This is a genomic window from Verrucomicrobiia bacterium (assembly GCA_035765895.1).
In the GTDB taxonomy this organism is placed as follows: Bacteria; Verrucomicrobiota; Verrucomicrobiia; order Limisphaerales; family DSYF01; genus DSYF01.
The window spans coordinates 118945-138153 of sequence record DASTWL010000033.1; the positions used below are offsets into that span (position 1 = coordinate 118945).

At 61.4% G+C, this 19209-nt stretch carries 11 protein-coding genes; 9 read left to right on the plus strand and 2 right to left on the minus strand.

The window, feature by feature from the left end:
* Positions 1-208 precede the first annotated feature (208 nt).
* From VFV96_06985 to htpG, 6 genes are all read left to right on the plus strand, one after another.
* Positions 209-1315 (plus strand): type II secretion system F family protein, encoded by a 1107-nt coding sequence (locus VFV96_06985; GenBank protein ID HEU5070139.1) that lies wholly within the window; start codon positions 209-211, stop codon positions 1313-1315.
* Between the two features lie 98 nt (positions 1316-1413).
* The gene (locus VFV96_06990; GenBank protein HEU5070140.1) at positions 1414-2889 is read left to right on the plus strand and encodes a sigma-54 dependent transcriptional regulator; all 1476 of its coding nucleotides are present in this window, start codon (positions 1414-1416) and stop codon (positions 2887-2889) included.
* A 134-nt stretch (positions 2890-3023) separates the two neighbouring features.
* On the plus strand, positions 3024-3986 hold the full coding sequence (locus tag VFV96_06995) for a ketose-bisphosphate aldolase (protein ID HEU5070141.1): 963 nt from the start codon (positions 3024-3026) through the stop codon (positions 3984-3986).
* 266 nt (positions 3987-4252) lie between these two features.
* The gene (locus tag VFV96_07000; protein HEU5070142.1) at positions 4253-4720 is read left to right on the plus strand and encodes an Hsp20/alpha crystallin family protein; all 468 of its coding nucleotides are present in this window, start codon (positions 4253-4255) and stop codon (positions 4718-4720) included.
* Between the two features lie 59 nt (positions 4721-4779).
* Positions 4780-5160: an Hsp20/alpha crystallin family protein gene (locus tag VFV96_07005; protein HEU5070143.1), complete on the plus strand. Its 381-nt coding sequence runs from the start codon at positions 4780-4782 to the stop codon at positions 5158-5160.
* A gap of 140 nt (positions 5161-5300) precedes the next feature.
* Entirely contained in the window at positions 5301-7148 is a 1848-nt protein-coding gene (gene htpG, locus VFV96_07010; GenBank protein HEU5070144.1) for a molecular chaperone HtpG, read from the plus strand.
* Positions 7149-7220: 72 nt separating this feature from the next.
* Here the strand turns inward: htpG and VFV96_07015 are convergent, their stop codons facing one another.
* A complete protein-coding gene (locus tag VFV96_07015; protein ID HEU5070145.1) occupies positions 7221-11960 on the minus strand; it encodes a 2-oxoacid:acceptor oxidoreductase family protein in 4740 nt (1579 codons plus the stop codon).
* A gap of 374 nt (positions 11961-12334) precedes the next feature.
* On the opposite strand from VFV96_07015, the gene VFV96_07020 reads away from it, so the two are divergent.
* A complete protein-coding gene (locus tag VFV96_07020; protein ID HEU5070146.1) occupies positions 12335-12976 on the plus strand; it encodes an urease accessory UreF family protein in 642 nt (213 codons plus the stop codon).
* Between the two features lie 51 nt (positions 12977-13027).
* Here VFV96_07020 and VFV96_07025 read toward each other — a convergent pair whose 3' ends face one another.
* Complete coding sequence (locus VFV96_07025) at positions 13028-15949, minus strand: hypothetical protein (GenBank protein ID HEU5070147.1); 2922 nt, start codon at positions 15947-15949, stop codon at positions 13028-13030.
* Between the two features lie 160 nt (positions 15950-16109).
* On the opposite strand from VFV96_07025, the gene VFV96_07030 reads away from it, so the two are divergent.
* Together VFV96_07030 and VFV96_07035 are read left to right on the plus strand one after the other, a co-directional pair.
* A complete protein-coding gene (locus VFV96_07030) occupies positions 16110-18428 on the plus strand; it encodes a HAMP domain-containing sensor histidine kinase (GenBank protein HEU5070148.1) in 2319 nt (772 codons plus the stop codon).
* Between the two features lie 37 nt (positions 18429-18465).
* Entirely contained in the window at positions 18466-19146 is a 681-nt protein-coding gene (locus tag VFV96_07035) for a response regulator transcription factor (GenBank protein ID HEU5070149.1), read from the plus strand.
* Positions 19147-19209: the final 63 nt, after the last annotated feature.

The following is a 19209-nucleotide window of genomic DNA, read 5'->3' on the forward strand; positions in this document are numbered from 1 at the left end:
GAACACCGTCTGCTAGAGGGGCAGCAGGGAATTTGAGGCTTGGCTGGCACCGCCGTCGAAGGGCGGCTGAGGGCCAGCGCGTGAGCCCGCAAAGAACCCGAGAACGATTATGCCTTCTTTTGTTTATACAGCACGCGAAACGGCTTCGGGCCGGGAAATCAGGAGCTCGCTCGAGGCCGCCACGGAGCAGGCAGCCATAGCGGCGCTTTTGAACCGCAACCTTCTGGTCGTCTCCATCCAAGAGAAGGTCGGCAAGAAGGGCAAGACCAGCGGCGGCAAGGTGGCCCTCCAAGATTTGGTCATTTTCACCCGCCAGCTGGCCACCATGATCGACGCCGGTCTGGCGATGGTTCAATGTCTGCAAGCGCTGGCCGATCAGACGCAAAACAAGGTCATGCGCGACGTCATCAAGGACGTGTGCACGCGCGTCGAAGGTGGCGACAGTTTTTCCGAGGCCCTCCAAAAACACCCCAAGGTGTTCAACCGGCTCTACTTCAGCATGGTGTCCGCGGGTGAAAAGGGCGGTCTGCTGGCGGAGATTCTCGCCCGCCTGGCCACCTATCTCGAAAACACCGCCCGCCTGCGGAAAAAGGTCAAATCCGCCCTGATGTATCCCACCATCGTCACCGTGGTGGCCATCGGCATCACGACCTTTTTGCTGGTGAAGGTGATTCCGGTGTTCGGGGAAATTTACAGCGGCTTCGGCGCGAAACTGCCCGGCCCCACGCAATTCCTGATCAACTTGAGCAATTTCGTGAAGAGTTACTTCCTGCTCATCTTTGCCGCACTGGGCGGACTGATTTACGCGTGGCTCTATTTCATCAAAACCAAGTCCGGCCGGGAATTCTGGGACGCCAAACGCATCAAGCTGCCGATTTTTGGGCCGATTGCCCACAAGATCTGCCTGGCCCGCTTCAGCCGCACCCTCTCCTCGCTGATCCGGAGCGGTGTGCCAATTCTGGAAGTGCTGCAAATTGTCTCCCAGACAGTGGGCAATGTGGTCATGGAAAAGGCCATCCGGAGCGCCGCTTCCGATATTGAGCGAGGCGAGGGCATTTCCACGGCACTGAGCCGGCATCCGGTCTTCCCGAACATGCTGATTCGCATGTGCACGGCCGGTGAGCAAACCGGCAAAATGGACGCCATGTTGGAGCGCATCTCGGACTTTTTGGACGAAGAGATCGAAACCACCCTTTCGGGCCTCACTTCGCTAATTGAACCGTTGTTGATCGTGTTCCTGGGCGTGGTGATTGGCGGCATGGTGATTTGCATGTTCCTGCCCATCTTCAAGCTGAGCGAGGTGGTCAGCAAATAGCCTCGGATCCGGGGCCGTCCCGGAAGTTGCAACAACCGCCCTGCAACCGTTGGTGGGAGCGAAGAAATCGATCCATTCCAAGTGATTGAATTGAAATTATGGCAAAAGTGCTTCTCGTTGATGATGAGCTGACCATGGTTCAAATGGTCGCCGACCTTCTTCGGGAAGACGGCCATGAGGTATTCCCCTTTACCAACCTCGCGGCAGCCGTGGCGGGTTTGACGACCCACCAGCCGGACTTGGTGGTGACCGACCTTTACCTCGACAAGACCAACGCCCACGGCTTGGAAATCATCAAAAAAGCCCGGGCGCTCAGCCCACCGGCGGTCGTCATCGTCATCACCGGCTACGGTTCCATTGACACCGCGGTGGATGCGATGCGGAACGGTGCATTCGACTACTTGGAGAAACCGTTCAAGGTCGATGAACTGCGGATGTGCATTCAGCGGGGACTGTCTTACAGCACGGCCGTCAGCGAAACCACCTTCCTGCGGCGCCAGCTCAAAAAGAAATACCATTTCAGCCAGATCGTGGGTGCTTCGGCCCCCATGCAGGATGTGTTCAAGCTTATCGAACGGGTGGCCAACACAGACAGCACCGTGTTGGTGCTGGGCGAAAGCGGCACCGGCAAAGAACTCGTCGCCCGCTCCCTCCACTTCAACAGCCGCCGCCAGCACGCGCCGTTCGTCCCCATCAACTGCTCGGCCCTGCCCGAAGCGCTGCTGGAATCGGAATTGTTCGGCCACCGGCGCGGTGCGTTCACCGGCGCGATTGCAGATAAAAAGGGACTTTTCCAAGAGGCGGATGGGGGAACGATTTTCTTGGACGAAGTCGGCTCCATGTCACCGTTGCTGCAAAGCCGTTTGCTGCGCGTCCTGCAGGAAAAGGAAGTCCGCCGGGTGGGCGACAACGTGCCCGCCTATGTCGATGTGCGGGTCGTGGCCGCCGCCAACGAGCCGCTCGAAATCCGCATCAAAGAAGGCACTTTTCGGGAGGATCTTTATTACCGCCTGAATGTGATTCCCATTCATCTGCCCGCCCTGCGCGAGCGCACGGATGACATCCCGCTCCTCGTCGCCCATTTTCTCAAGCAAAAGGCCCGGGGCGCCATCGGTGAGCCCTTCAAAGTTTCCCGGCGGGCCATGGAAGTGTTGCTGGCCCACCAATGGCCCGGCAACGTGCGCGAACTGGAGAACGCCATCGAGCGCGCCACAACCCTTTGCGAGACAAACATCCTCCGGCTGGGCGATCTCCCGCCCTCGCTGCTGGCCAAAACCGGCGCCTCTCCCGAACAAGACACGGACTTGGAAACGGCGACGCTCCCGCAGGTGAACGAGCCGACCGCCTCACTCCAAACGGCAGGTGGCACCAACGGTTCGCTGACAGAAACAGCCACCACCCGGCCGCTGGACGCGATCAAACCCCTGAAAAACTACCTGCGCGAACAGGAGCAGTCGTATCTAAATCGCGTCATGGAAGCCACCGGCGGCGATAAGGAACAGGCCGCCCTAGTTTTGGGGGTCAGCCTGGCAACGCTCTACCGCAAGCTCTCCGGCGACGACCGGGAACCGTGAAGCCGGGGTAATTTCCCGCGTTAGCACGGTTACAAACTGTCATTTTGTGTTTCCCTCCCCCCCGCGGTTTCCTAGTATCCCCAACGCCGCCGCGTCGCGCGCGACGGCGCACAATCCGCAACTGAACTTGAATTATGCCATTGACTCATACTCGCGACCTGTTCGCCAAGGCGCTTAAAGGCAAATACGCCCTCGGTGCTTTCAACGTCAACAACATGGAGCTCATCCAGGCGATCGTCGAAGCCTGCGAGGAGGAAAAGGCACCGCTCATTCTCCAGATTTCGAAGGGGGCACGACAATACGCCAACCCGGTTTACCTCAAAAAGTTGATCGAAGCGGCCGTCAGTCTCTCCACCGTCCCGATTGCGGTTCACCTGGACCATGGCGACACGTTCGATCTCTGCAAGCAGTGCATCGACGAAGGCTTTACCAGCGTCATGATCGACGCCTCCCACGAGCCGTTTGAGAAAAATGCGGAAATCACCCGCAAAGTCGTGGAATACGCTCACAAGCACAATTGCTCCGTCGAGTCTGAACTCGGCCACCTGGTCGGCGCCCAGTTCGACGAAGGCGAAGAGGGCGGCGCCCATTCCACCAGCGGCCATTACACCGAACCTGATGAAGCCGTCAAATTCGTCAAGGAAACGGGCTGCGATTCGCTGGCCGTCGCCATCGGCAACAGCCACGGCGCTTACAAGTTCAAGGGCACCCAGCACCTCGACTTGGAGCGCCTCAAGCTCATCAAAAAAGCATTAATGGATGCCGGCATGGGCGATTATCCGCTCGTTTTGCACGGTGCCTCCAGCGTCCCGCAACACCTTGTCACCGAGGTCAACAAATACGGCGGCAAAATGCCCGACGCGCAAGGCGTGCCCGAAGCCGACATCGAAGTCGCCCGCCGGGTCGGTTGCACCAAGGTCAACATCGACACCGACTTGCGTATCGCGATGACGGCGGGCATCCGCAAGGTGTTCTCCGAAAACCCGAAGGAATTCGATCCGCGCAAGTATCTCGGCCCCGCCCGCCAAGCCGTGAAGGATCTGGTTCGCCACAAGGTGAAGAATGTCCTGTGCTGCGCTGGCCACGCCTTCGACTGATCATTTCGACGCCCACCAAGCCCGCTTCCCAGAAGCGGGCTTTTTTGTTGCCGGAATCCACCCGGAATCGGGCTATTATGACCCATATAGGCCGCGCACTATTCGCCACAATGCGCCATTATTGCCCTTTTTATCCAATCCGTTGCACGTCGAATTTTATACAAATACTTTCCCTTAAACATTTTATCGAGCGTGATGTCGTTTGGCATGCCTAAAGCAATTGGATTGAGGTGAGATTTGTTTAACAACAACGAAAGGATCAAATCATGAAACTAGTTCGCTTCCAAAGTCCGTTGCTGGCCGCGTGGCCGGCATTCAATCGTTTGTCTGATCTCCGCCAAGAGATCGACCGCCTCTTCGAATCGCCATTGGCGGAACTGGCGGAAACCCCTTCCTTGTTCGCCGGATGGACACCGGCCATTGATGTGTATGAAAACAAGGAAAACATCGTCATCGTTGCCGAGTTGCCCGGCATGAAGAAGGAGGACATTGACGTCACGCTGCACGAAGGGACGTTGAGCATTTCCGGTGAACGCAAGAGCGAGAGCAAAGCCGAAGCCGGCGAGACGTATCGCACCGAACGGTTCTTCGGCCGCTTCCAGCGCACCGTCAGCCTGCCCACGCCCGTTGCCGCGGACAAGGTGAAGGCTGATTACAAGGATGGCATCCTGACCGTAACCCTGCCAAAGACCGAAGAGGCCAAGCCGAAGCAGATCAATGTCAACGTGAATTGAAGAAGACACTGCCAGGCTGGCCATCCAGCAAACGCCAACTCTTAAAGAAAGGAATCGTCATGAGCAACGTGATGCAAAAGGAAAAGAATGAGGTTTCTTCACAGCCGAAACGGCAGGAATACGTTCTGCCCGAGGTGAACATCTACGAGGAAAAGGACGGCTACACGCTGGAAGCCGAAATGCCCGGCGTGAACAAGGATGGGCTCGAAATCCTGTTGGAAGGCACGGAACTGACCCTTGTCGGCCATCGCAATCCGCCCGCCATCGTGGGCGGCGTCATCCTCCACGAAAGCCGCACGGCTGATTACCGTCGCGTGTTCGAACTGGATCCCGCCATCGACACCGCACGGATCGCCGCCAAAATGAATCAGGGCGTGCTGACCCTGACTTTGCCCAAGTCGGAACGCGTGAAGCCGCGCAAGATCACCGTGAACGACTGAACGCGGTTGACATCGCCCTTCCAGATGGCAAGAGCGGTCCGGAAGGGCGTTTTGTTGGTGCCATCCGGATGTTCAAACGCCGGACGTTCCCGCCCTTGTCCTTGACGCAAACCTTTTCCGCCGGAAACCTGCCGAACTTTATGAGCCAAACTGAAAACCACCATTTTCAAGCCGAGATTCAGCAGTTGCTGAACATCGTCATCCATTCACTCTACACCGACAAAGAGATTTTCATCCGGGAACTGATTTCCAACGCGGCCGACGCCTGTGAAAAGCTGCGCTTCAAACAATCGTCCGGTCACACCGTGCACCAGTCAGACATCCCGCCCACCATCGCCGTAACGACCGATGACAAGGCCGGCACCATCACAATCACCGACACGGGCATCGGCATGACCCACGGTGAACTGGTTGAAAACCTCGGCACCATCGCGCATTCAGGCACGAAGGCATTCTTGAAACAATTGGCTGAAAACCAGCAGCCGGACGTCAACCTGATCGGCCAGTTCGGCGTAGGCTTCTACTCGGCATTCATGGTGGCGCGGCGCGTCACGGTGTCGAGCCGCTCCTTTGCGCCGGAGGAACAAGGCTGGCAATGGACCAGCGAAGGCGTCGGCGGTTACGAACTGGCCCCGGGCGGCGATTTGCCGCGCGGCACGCAAATCACCCTCCAGCTCAAGGACGAAGCGAAGGAATTCGCCCAGGCCCACACCATCGAACGCGTCATTCAACGCTATTCCAGCTTCGTGCCGTTTCCGATTGAGTTGAACGGCAAGCGGCTGAACACCGTGCAGGCGATCTGGGCGCGGAACAAGAGCGAGATCAAAGAGGAGGAATACAACGAATTCTACACCTTCGTCGGCCACGACCACGATCAGCCGCGGTTCCGCCTGCACTTCACGGCCGACGCACCCCTGGCAATTCAAGCCCTGCTGTTTGTCCCCCAACGCAATTTGGAAACGCTGGGCATGGGGCGGATGGATTCCGAGGTGAATCTGTATTGCCGCAAGGTGCTCATTCAGGCCAAGGCGAAAGGGCTGTTCCCCGAATGGCTGCGCTTCCTCAAGGGCGTGGTGGACAGCGAAGACCTGCCCCTGAACATCTCGCGCGAAACAATGCAGGACTCGTCGTTGTTGCAAAAGCTGAACAAGGTTCTCACCGGACGCTTCCTGAAATTTCTGGAGGAGCAGGCCGAAAAGGACGCGGAGACCTACGCAAAATTCTACCACGAATACCAGCGCTTCCTGAAGGAGGGGGTCGTCACCGATTTCAGCCACCGGGAAGCCCTTGGCAAACTGCTCCGTTACGAGTCTTCCACCCTTGACGCGGGCAGCCTGACCTCGCTGGCCGATTACGTGAAACGCATGCCCTCGGAACAAAAGGAGATTTACTGCCTGCTCGCCCCCAACCGGGCCGCCGCGGAAAGCAGCCCCTATTTTGAGGTGTTTCGCGAACGCAAATTCGAGGTGCTCTTCCTTTACGACCCCTGGGACGAATTCGTCATGGAGCATCTGAGCACATTCGACGGCAAGGGCATCACCCTGGCCGAGAAGGCGGACCTCCAGCTTGAGGACACCACGAAGGACGGTGCGCTGTCGCGGGAAACCGCCCAGGCGCTCGCGGCCTGGCTCAAGGAAACGCTCGGCGAAAAAGTCGGTGCCGTGCGTCCCTCACAACGATTGGTGGAAAGCCCCGCCGTGGTGGTGGACCCGGACAAGTTCATGACTTCCAGCATGCGCCGCCTCATGAAGGCGATGAAGCAGGGCGACAACGAGGCGGCCCCCGCAAAATACGACCTCGAAATCAATCCGGCTCACCCGGTCATCGTGCGGCTCGAAGCCATGCGTCAAAAGGATGCCGCACTTGCCGGCAGCGTGGCTGAACAGGTTCACGACAACGCACGCGTGGCCGCCGGCCTGTTGGAAGACCCGCGCACCATGTTGAACCGGTTGAACCAGCTGCTGGAAAAAGTTCTGACCTCCGCATAGCGGCGCACCGAACCAGCAAAAAACTCCGCCGGATGAATCCGGCGGAGTTTGCGCCCGGCCGTTCCGGTTCGTCTATTTCGCTGCGGCCAGCTCAGCCGTGAAGAGTTCCGCAGTTTTCGCGCGCAAGTCTGCCAGCGGGATTTCACCCTTGTCGGCCTTCGCGAGCAGCGCCTTTTGTGCGAGGTAATCCTTGTTCACCACGCCGGCCTTGCTTTGCAGCATGCGCCAGGCTTTGCGGCGTTCGACGCCGAACAGCACCATCTGGCGCGAGACGGCAAACCATTTGAATTTCCCGTTGATCTCCGCCTTGATGTAGCAGCCGAAGTTCGGGACGAAGCTGCGGTGTTCGGGATTGAACACGCGGCGGTGCTGCACGTCGTCCTGCGTGATGAGCGCGAGCATGTCGTCGTAAAACCGCAGGCCCTTCGCCTCCTCTTCCGTGATGCTCTTCACGTGCTTGCGGAAGCGGCCTTCGGTGATGGCCCAGTGCGCCACGGTGTAATTGTATTCCTCGCCGGTGCTGGCGTATTTCGTGCGCCACCAGTCGCGGTCCTGATTCGGATTGCCCTTGAGGTCGAAGGCCTCCTGCGAGGTCTCGCCGCGGCGCGGGTTGAACACGAACTCTGGCATGCCGCGCGCGTCGCGCACGAGCTTGGCCTGGTCAGCGCTCATGTTGTCACCCACGCCGTGTTCGGGCTGGCAGGTGGTGTAGGCCTGGAAGAACGCCGTGCCGCGGTATTCGAGGCCATCGAGCATCGCCTTGTAGAGCTTCGCGGCGTTCGCCATCGAGACCTGCGCGACGAACGGCGATCCGTGTCCGCTCGTGAACGCCTCGGCGACGTTCTTCTTCTCGATCAACTTGCCCTGCGACGCGGTGCCGAACTGGTTCATGTCGTAACCGCCGAGCATCGTCGAGCTGTCGGAATTCTGGCCACCGGTGTTGGAATACACCTGCGTGTCAAGCATGAGGATCTTCACGTTCGGCCGGTTCTGCAGCACGACCTTCGAGACGTTCTGGAAGCCGATGTCGCCGAGCGCGCCGTCGCCGCCCACAACCCACATCTTCGGCAACTCGTGGATTTCCTGCTCGGTCATCGAAGCGTCGTCGAGGTGCGTGAGCAGGAAGTATTCGGCGTCAGACGAAACTTTCTCCGTGCGGTCAAGGAGCGCATCGCTCAAGCGTTCAGGCACGACGGAACGGCGCGAATGGTTGAGGATAAGCGACTCGGCCAGCAGCCACGAGATGGTGGCGCCGTCCTGGAACAGCGAGTTCATCCACGGATACGGATGCGGGTTTGATGGCGGCGTCGAGCCGTATACGGTGTTACAGCCCGTGCTCGCGCCCATCATCATGACGGACATGCCGTTCGCACGGCGGCCATCCACGGCCTGCAACTCGCGGTGATTGAATGCGTCCTGCCGCAGCACGGCGACGAGGCCTTTGACGATCTGCTCGTCCGCGATGACACCATGCTTCGCCTCGTAATCCGCGACGCGCTTGGCAGTGTCCGGGTCATTCTCGCCACCGAGACCCATGATGACGTGGGCGAAACTTTTGCGGAACAGTTGATACTCCGCCTCGCTGCGCGCCTTGAGCGCAGCCAGTTTTTGCGCGCCGTCCTTTTCCAGACGCTCGGCCTTGGCGCGGAGGCGGTCAGCCTTCGCATGATAGATGGGCCGCATGTAGGCCTCGGTGGTCGAGGCCAGCGCCCGCAGCACGCTCTTCTCGCCGCAACCAGCGCACGCGCCGTCGCCGGAAACGAGCGCCTCGTAATTGCGTCGCACCATCAGGTGATTGCGGAGCGCGGCCTCGCGGGAGTTCGCTGCGTCGCCGTCGTTGTAAAGACCGAGGAATTTTTGCGGTGTGTCGGGCAGCAGGCGCGAGAAGATCTGCGCCGTGGTCAGGTCCGCGTTGAGTTCCTCGGTCTCGCGCACCATGCGGAGCGCGTCGTGATCGCCGCAGACCTGCACGCATTCACCGCAGCCTTTGCAAAGGTCACTGACAAAGATGGAGAACAAGCCACCGGCGCCGGGCGTCTTCTGTTCGAGCGAACGGAAGATGGCCGGGACGTTTGAGTAGGCCAGCGGCAGCTTGGCAATGATGCCGGTGAACTCGGTTTTGGATTTGTCGCTGATGCCGGCGAGCGCGGTGACTTCGGCGGCGATGATGTCCTTGAACGGCACGTTGGTCTTGGCCTTCACGGACTCGCTCATCTTCGCACGGGCGCGTTGTTCGAGCGCGGGGATTTCCGTGAACAGTTTTTTGCGGTCGGCCAGGTCACTGACGTAATTGCCCGCCGCGGTCTTGAGCACGGTGCCAACTTCCTGTGCCATGTTGGGCAACGCCGTGTCCGGGCACGCCGTGATGCACTCCATGCACTGGGTGCAGTTCTCCGCGATGTAAACCGGCGTCTCACGACGTGCGACATACTTGGACTGCGTGGCGCCGGAGCCTGCACCCATCACGCCGCAGGAGGCAAACGCGCCTGACGGCTGGTGGTAGCCAAGGCCTGCGCGGAATTCGCTGTCGAACTTGCCGAGCGAGAACAGCGGCAAACGCGCCTGACTTTCAGGCCGGGGCACACCCGTGGTGATCGAGCCGCAGCCGGCGGTCGGCAGCAGGTTATGCTCGCCAAGCGGCGTGACCGGCGGATTGCGCATCGAGGAGCGATCCGGGTCGGCCAGTTCGCCGTATTTGATTTCGATGACACGTGAAAAACCCTCCTGCATGACCGTCATGTTCGACGCCACCACCGCGTCACCGAAACGGCCGAACTTCTTTTGATACTGCTTCTTCACGTCCGCCAGGAACATCTCCTCACTGATGCCGTAATCTTTGAGGAACGCGCTGACGCGGAAGAACGCGCCGAGGAATGAGTTACCCTGCATGCGCAGCTGCAGCTCGGGCTTGTTCGTCGCTTTGCGCGCGATTTCAAAACCCGGCAGGATGAACACACGGATACCGTTGTCCTTCACGAACTGCCGATACTTTGCCGGGATGCGCGTCCACGCGGTCTCGGGCGTGTCGCTGGATTCCCAAACGAAGCTGCCGCCCTTCTTGAGGCCGTCGAGGGGGTTCGTGTGCGTGAACGCCTTCGGGTCGCAGCACAACACCACGTCCACGTGGTTCAGCTCGCAGTTCACCTTGATCCGCGCGGGAGCCACGGTGAGGTAATAATTCGTCGGCGCGCCCTTCTTCTCGGAGCCGTATTTCGGGTTCGCCATGACGAACAGCTTTTGCTTCAGCGAACCGTCGGGCTCGTGAACGGGATTGGCGTTCGTCAAATACTCGCCGAACTCGCCGATCAACTCGCCGAGGTTCTTGCCCGTCGTGATCATGCCCCAGCCGCCGATGGAGTGGAACCGCACCGCAATCGCGCCCTCGGGCAGCAACGACGGTGTGTCCTTGCTGATGGCGGCATACGGATGATCGATGCCCAGCGTGAAATACGTTTCGCCATCCGCCGCGCCCTTGCCATCCTTCCGCTTCGTCTGGCCGGTGGCGAACTCATACGCGCCCAGCGTGTGCTCGGGGCGAAAGTCGCGCGAACCGATGCCGTAGCTGCCGCGGAACAGGCGCGGCGTCTCGGCGGGTGTCAGCGCAGGAAGTGCGCCGCCAAACTTCGCGGCTTCATTCGCCTTGTTGAGCGCCACGCGGATGTCGCGGGCCAGCGGGTTGTCGCCGGCGAGCGCTTCATCGGTGCGTTCGAGGATGATGACGTTCTGCTTGCCGCGCAGCGCATTGATGACCGCCGCTTCAGGAAACGGACGGATGACGTTGATGTGAATGCTGCCGACTTTCGCGTTGCGTTGGTTGCGGAGGTAATCACAAGCCTCCTCGATATTGTCTGCCGCGCAGCCGAGCGAGACAAACACGGTGTCGGCGTCCTCGGTTTTGTATTCGGTGATCAGGCCGTAGAAACGCCCGGTCAGATGGCCGAACTCGGCGTAGGCCTTTTCCAGGAAGCCGAGGATGGGCTCGTTGAAATTATTGCGGCGGGCGATGACGCCGTTCATGTGATGCTCCTGATTCTGCACCGGGCCGAGCAGCAGCGGATTCTTCAGGTCCATCATTTCCGGCACGCGGCGACGCTTCGGACCGAACAGCTCCCGCTGCGCGGGCGTCGGGCAGTCAATCAGGTCGTCCGCTGCGCCAAGGAATTCACGGAGCAATTCCGCCTCGGGCGCGAGATACATGCGTTCCGAGTGCGTCGTGAGCATGCCATCCTGGATGTTCATGCCGGGGTTCAACGCGAGTTCGCAAACCTTGCGCAGGATGATCGCCTGATCGGCGGCCTGCTGCGCGTCTTTTGACATCAGCATGATCCAGCCGGTGTCGAGTGCGGCGTTGATGTCGTCGTGGCCGCAATGGACGTTCAACGCGTGCTTCGTCAGCGCGCGCGCGCCGATTTCGAGGACCATCGTGCACAACTTGCCGGGCGCGTGATAATACTGTTCCATGGCATACGCGATGCCCTGGCCGGAGGTGAAATTGACCGTGCGTTTGCCGCTGACCGCGAACGCCGTCGCACCGCCCTGGGCCGCGTGTTCGCCTTCGGTTTCAACGGCGACCTTGGGCTGGCCCCAGACATTGAGTTCCCCCATCGCGTAGGAGCCCTGGTAAATTTCGCCACCTTCGGTCGAGGGGGTGATCGGGTAGAACACACCGCCTTCGGTGATGCGCGTTTCAACATGCTGGGCGACGAGCTGGTTGCCATTACACGTGACGCGGACACCGGGATATTTGGGCGTGTGACGGGCGGCTGGGGTGTGGCTTGCAGGAGTCTTTGGAGCGGCGACTGGATTACTCATAAATTTTACAACGCTGACCAGACACAGAATCTGCTTACAGCAGCAGCCTGAACATAGAAGTGATTACGACGGGACACAAAGGAAAATGACGGACAAAAATTGCCGCACGCCGGGGGCCCGGGAAGCGGCTCGCCGCAACGGATTTTGGGGAAATTCACCTCCGCCTGGGCACCAGCCTCGATGACAGGAACGGAAACCCGGCAACAGCAAAAACTTTGGCCGGAGAAACGACACTACGGGAAGCGGCTTGGCGGCTTCAAGCAATCAAAATCTAACGGCGAAATTTTATCACTGGCCGCCACGACCCATCATGGGCACCTTGGGCGCATGGCAAGCTCTGGGAACAACGCGCTCGTGCTTGCCGGATTTTTTGCATGTGGGCCCAACAACAAACGCTCGCGACTGACCCGGCCGAATGGCTGGGCCGCTGGCATCCGCTCGCCGCGCAACTGGGCTCGGCGGATGACCTCGTCGCGCTCGCGTCCCTGACCGCCGCCCTCAATCTGCCGCCCATTGGTGATCTGCCTTCGCTTCGCCAGTTCCTCCGCGCCTACCACGACCGCGTGTTGCGCCCCATTGAACTGCCGGCCATTCGCCGCGCGTTTCAGCACGCAACCGCCTTCGAACTGCGCGAATTGATCGCGTTCGATCAGGAACTGGCACAGCACGCCGAACTGCAACCCCTGGCTGCGGCCAGCCGCCGCGTGGGCCGGGCGCACCTGGAAAGTTTGCGGCCGCTGCACGATGACCGTTTCGTGCGCCGCTATCTGGCCGCCGCGGACGAAGGTCGCGCGAACGCGTGGCACACGCTCGTGTATGGGGTGACGCTTTCCGTCTATTCGCTGCCGCTCCGCCAGGGACTGGTGAACTACGCGGCACAAACCACGCGCGGCTTCATTCAACTCGCCGTCTCGGGCCTCAATTATCGCGAAGCCGATTGCCGCGCGTTGTTTGACGAATTCTGCGACAAAGTCTCCACTGATTTGGATGCCGTGGAACTGGTTGCGGTGAAGTGACCCGCAACTTCCCCTCAAACCGCTTTCCGCGCGCCCCGCGCCGCCTCACCTTCACAGCCCCAGAGCGCGTTTCACCTTTTCTCCAAACGGCGGTGGCGGTGGTGAATCATACGTCACGTTACCCAGATTATTGGTGACGCCGGGCTGGCAAATGAACCAGGTCTGGGGGCCGTGCGAGTAACCGCCGCCCGTTCCCATGCGGATTTCACGGATCAAATTCAACTGCACCGGCGGGGCGTTCGAGAAAAAGAATCGCCCCCTGGCGTCCGTGACACAACCGCCCTGAATGTTCACAATGGGGTCGCCGGTATTCCAATCGTAGGGATGCGTCAAATGCAAGGGAATCCCGGCCATCGGCGTGCCGTTGCTGGCGATGAGCGTGCCTTCGACGCACGCCCACGGCGCGAGGGCCACCTTGAGATTCGCCGTGTCGGGCTTGACCTCCACTTCCGCCCAGCCATTGGTGTGCGCCATGAAGAGCGTGCGCCCTTCGGGTCGCGCGCCAAAAGCAAACCGTCCATCGGCGCCCGTCGTTTTCAGCCCAGTCGCGCTGCCGTAAAGCGACAGCGCGCGGTCGGTCAGGCCCGCCTGTTCCCGGGCCACGGCATACCAGATTTTCGCCCCCGCCGCCGGCTGCCCATCCGGCAGCAACACCACGCCACTGGGTCCGGTGCCCGTGCGCAAACGCACCATCAGCCCGTTGGTGGACAGCGGAAACGCCTCCGAAGTGAACGGCTCGTAGCCCGCGGCCTCGACCCGCAGCATGGGCACGCTGGTCAGTGGCTGGAAGTTCACGCGGAACTGGCCGTTGCTGAAGTTTTCCGTGCGCCCCACGTCCCACCACGGCAGTTCATTCCAAGGCGTGACCGGTTTGTGAAACGCCTGCACCAGTTGCTGCAAAAGGGGCTTCGTCGGCGCGGGCAGGGTGGAGGCGGGCGGCTTGCGGCCGGGAATGACCTGAAAGACCGGCACCGGCTTGCCGGTCGCATCATCCAGCACGGTTCCGCCGAGCACGATGGGGATTGGCCCGTTCGTTTCCGCGCCAAACAACGGACGCGCGCTCGCATAATCCGCCGGCGGCAACTGCCCGCCCAGATTGTTGTTGTTGTAATTGCGGTCGCCCGGTTCGATCTCGATGACCAGGTCGGTTTTGTCTTCGTTGAGCAGACCGCACAGCCGCCACGGATTCCAGTTGTCGAGACTGCGGTTCGCGCCGGTGAATCGCCATTTGTTCTGGTTGGCAGAAATCTCCACCAGGCCGGGCACGACGCCGTCGAAGGCGAACCTGCCGTCCGGGTCCACCGTGGCTGATTGCGAGTCCCAATACGTGTCGGCGCCGAGGGTAAGCTGCAATCCGGCGGGCAGGGGCGCACCATCGCGCGTGCGCACTTCGCCGGCGAGGCGACACGCGGCACCCACGTCGAGATCGCCCAGGTCGTTGGTTTCCCCAATGCCCGCCGAGGTGAACTGCCGCGGCCGCAGCGCGCCAAAGTTCTTGAACGAACCCATCTGCCCGTGCAACCACCAGGAAATGTGTGCCGGCAGATGCGCGAAGCTGAAAACGCCCGCCGCATCCGTGGTGGCCTCGTAATGGCCGGCGAACACCTCCGAACTCCGCTCCACGCCAGACACGCCCACGCGCACGTTCGCCAGTGGTTTGCCGTCGAGCAGCACGCGACCCCGCACCATCGCCCCCACGTCGAGGGTGACGGTTTGCGTGACATTGCTCACATCGAGCCACGTCTTGCGCGGCGCCAAACCCGGAGCCGCGAACTCCAATTGGACGGCACTGAACGGCCGCGTGCGGCTGAGTTCCAGTTCGCCGTGGGCATCCGTGGCCAGGTATTCCGGAAAATCCTGCGGGCCGCCATACGACGTGCCGCCTGCGTAGCGCACGCCGCCCACCTCGGCCACGGCGGCCACCACCGGTTGGCCCGCGCCGTCCACGACACGAACCCGCACGACAAAACTGTTCGTTGCGGGCCGGTATTCCCGCAGCCGGATTTCAATGGTAGCGGACTTCGGATCCGCGCCGTTGAAAAACGTCGCGTCATATCCCGGCGCCAACGCGACGACGTGATAAAGCTGGTTGTCCGCCAGGTTGGTCAGCGCAAAGCGGCCCGCGGCGTCGCTGTAGGCAGCCGGGCTGCTCACCGTGGCCAGGCGACTGGCCTGCCAGCTCGAGGTGTTGAAGGCCCGCGTGGCCACCACCCGCACCGTGGCATTGGCGACCGGCTCGCCCGTCCACGTGCGCACCACGCCCGCCAGCTGCGCGGGTGCACCGGTGCGGCGGCGCAAATCCGGAAACGGCGCCGCCGGCAATTCCACCGTGTCCGGTTCGCGGTGCGCCTCCGTCCCGGCCAAGGTAATCCCGGCAATCACCGGCGGGCATTTGGCCTGCGGCGCCTCGAACGTGAGTGCGCGCACGGCCTTCGCCGGATGGGGATTGTCGAGCGTCACGTGATACAGCCGCGCGTAACGGTCCGATGCCGCGAGCGGCGCGGACTGGCCGGCCCAGGCGAGCGCGGCGTGATTCGTGTCCCGCAACGGCCGTTCGGTCTTGTGCAACGCGGCGTCCCAACGGCGGAGTTGATCACCAAAGGCGAGTTCCTGCGTCGCGTCACCGCCGTCTGCATACGCCAGCCGCACCCGCAGCACGACGTTGCTCTCCGGCGCACTGCCAGCCAGCGTGGCCAGCAGATGCAGGCGCGCAAACGTCGCATCAACAGGCACGATGATCCGGTTCGTCGCCGCACCCGCGCCGTCCGGGATTTCCACGCTGCCCGCCAGGTGAAAGGGCACGCCGTCAATGACCTGTTCCCCGACCGGCAGCAGGCCCGCCACCTCGTTCTGCTCCAGGACGGTGTGGTTCGTGAATGCCGTGAGATCCGCGGTCTGCCAGCCGGCAGCGGCAACCACCCGGAAAGCGGCCACCAGCGTGGCACTCAAACCGACCAGCGCACGTGTGTTCATGGGGGAAACTCCGGCGCGCATTGTTAAACGGGAGACCTCCGCTTGAACAGGAGGAAAAACAGGCGCCCGCATCCGGCCAGTCCGTCTCACTGCCAATTTTGCAACTCCGTGACAACTGCGGCTTGCGGTGCGTCCAAGCTTGGCGGCAAATAGAACGCACATGGCCCTGACACGAACGCAACGACATGCCCGGGTGGTTTGGGTGGCCCGGTTGTTGTTGTTCGTGATTCTGCTCCTGGGCGCGGCCGGCGTTCTCCTGCTGCGCCAGGACAAGGCGCAGGCACGGCGTGATGCGGAGTTGGTGGCGGAGGCGCTCGCCAGCTCATTGGCCAACGACTGTCGCAATGAATTCAGCGACGCGCTGGAGCATTACACCTCCGGGGCCGAAGCCGGGCGCAACCACCTCTTTCAGATAATGCTCGCGGGCACTGACACAAACACCCCGGCGGACCTCTGGCAATTCTCCGCCGGGCGACTCAACGGGCTGCCGCGTCCGCAGAACATCGTGTCGGGCGGGGCACCGGCCGCGCCGCCCGAGTATTTGAGCCCGCCGTCACCGCCCGACTGGCTCCTCCAGGCCTCACCGGCATGGCGCGCCGAACTGGAACGGACCGAGCAACTCCTCCAATCCTCAGGCGATGCCGGCGAGGCCATGAGCCAGTTGCAACAAAGCGCCGGAACTCCCGAACAGCGCGCCCTCATCCAATTGCTGGACGCACTCCACCGCGGCGGGAGCGAAGACGAGAAAGCGGGACGGCTCTCCGCCCTGGCGGCCGCGCAATGGCCGGCCACAACGCCCAGCGGCGTTCAAATCGGCGACGTCGCATTGTTCCAGGCCACCCACGAAGCAAAATCAGACCAGCTCCTGGGCCAACTCCTGTCAGAGCTGGTGGCGGTTGGCTATCGTCATCCGTCGTTTATGACCGAACGGTTGCTCGGTGAATTTGCCAGGCGCGCAGCGCATGGTCATCCCGGTCTGAGCAATCGCCTGGAAGCAGCGCAAACCCTGTGGGCGATGGATAAAAACACCTGGCCGTTGCTCCGCCAGTGGAATGCGAACGGCCGCCAACGGTCCGCCCTCATTTCGGACGGCACAGAGCCGGGCGGGTATTACGCCTTCAGCGAGCCGTCGCCCTTCGTGCTGACCAACATCACGGTCAACCACCAAACCGCCACGTCCACGACCAACGTTTCCTCGGGCAACAATTACCGCGTCTCCATTGTTCCCGCCTCCGAATTTGCCGCCGCTGCCGGGCGTGTGGGGAAAAAGGCGGCGGCACATTGGCCGGCGTATTTGTCGGCGGACGTCGAAATGTTGGGCCGACGATTCGACCTGACTCCTTGGGCGGGCGGCGAACCGCAGCTCGCCAACACACCACCGCCGCTCAGCAGCAAGACGGTCACCGGCATGAGCACCGCCGGACGCCTGGCCCTGACGGTCAACGTGCACCTGGCCCATCCCTCGGTTCTCTACACAAAACAACGTCAGCGGCTGATGCTCTTCAGCTCGCTCATTCTGCTGGCGACCCTGGTGGCCGTGCTGGGCGTGTGGCAGTTGCAAAAGACGCTTCAATCACAACTCGCGCTCAACGAACAGAAATCCAACTTCGTTTCCAGCGTGTCGCATGAGTTGCGGGCGCCAATCGCGTCGGTGCGGTTGATGGCGGAGAGCCTCGAGCGCGGCAACGTCACCGAGCCGGCCAAGCAGCGCGAGTATTTCCATTTCATCGGCCAGGAATGTCGCCGGCTCTCGGCGCTCATCGCCAACGTGCTCGACTTCGCCCGCATCGAACAGGGCCGCAAACAATACGAATTCGAACCCACCGATCTGCGCGCGCTCGTCGAGACGACCGTGAAACTCATGGAGCCGTATGCCTCGGAGAAGGGCGTGAAGTTGAAATTGGAAACACCGAACATCCAACATCGAACATTCAAATTCGAATGTGGGGACAACCCCTCACCCGGCCTGTCGGCCACCCTCTCCCCATCCGATGGGGAGACGGACGGGGTGAGAGGCAGCCTCGAACTCAACGTGGACGGCCGCGCCATTCAGCAGGCGCTCGTGAACCTGATCGACAACGCCATCAAACATTCGCCGGCCGGCGAAGCCGTGGTGGTGACACTGGATGCCGGCGATTCGGGGCAACCCACCCCTGACCCCTCCAAGGAGGGGAACCAGGCAAGTGCGCCGCTCTCATTCCGCACTCTGCGTTCCGCGTTCCGCGTTTCAGTCAGTGACCACGGTCCCGGCATTCCGGCGTCCGAACACGAAAGGATTTTTGAGCGATTCCACCGGCTTGGTTCCGAACTGCGCCGCGAGACGCAGGGCGTCGGTATCGGCTTGAGCATCGTGAAGCACATCGTCGAAGCGCACGGCGGGCGCGTGCTCGTCGAAAGCGAAGTCGGCCAAGGCAGCAAATTTACAATTGAATTGCCTGTGTCAGCCACAGAGGTGCAGAGGCACAGAGAGAGGATTTGAACAATCTCTGCGTCTCTGTGCCTCTGTGGCAAAGAATATGTCGCGCATCCTGATCATCGAAGACGAATTGCCCATGCGGCGCGGGCTGGAGGATTGCCTCGCCGCCGAAGGTTATCGCGTGTTCAGCGCCGCCGACGGCGAAGCCGGATTGCAACGTGCGCTCGCCGAACAGCCCGACCTCATCCTCCTCGACATCATGATGCCGCGGCTTGACGGATTCGCGGTCGCCGCGGAACTGCGCCGGCTCGGACGCACCACACCCATCCTCATGCTCACCGCGAAGGGACAAATCGAAGACCGTGTCAACGGCCTCGATGCGGGCGCGGATGATTACCTCGTGAAACCGTTCAGCATCGAGGAACTGCTGGCGCGCGTTCGGGCCTTGCTGCGCCGTGTGCCAAAGCCCGGTCAAGTCGCAACGAAGCTGGCCTTCGGCGACATCGTGGTGGACCTCGCACGGCAGACGGCGACGCGTGGCAAACGCGAATTGCATCTCACACCGAAGGAATTCGCCATGCTGCGTTTATTGTCCGCCACCCCAGGGGAGCCGGTGTCACGCGAGCGGTTCTTGGATGTGGTCTGGGGCTACGCCGCGTTCCCCACGACGCGCACGGTGGATAATCATATCGCCAGCCTGCGCCGCAAGCTGGAGAAAAATCCCGACGACCCGCGCTGGTTGAAGACGGTGCATGGCGTGGGCTACAAGCTGGAGGCATGAGCAACCACGGAACCCACGAGAGCCGATTGGAGGAGCGTGGAATTTATTCCGCTTCGTGTATTT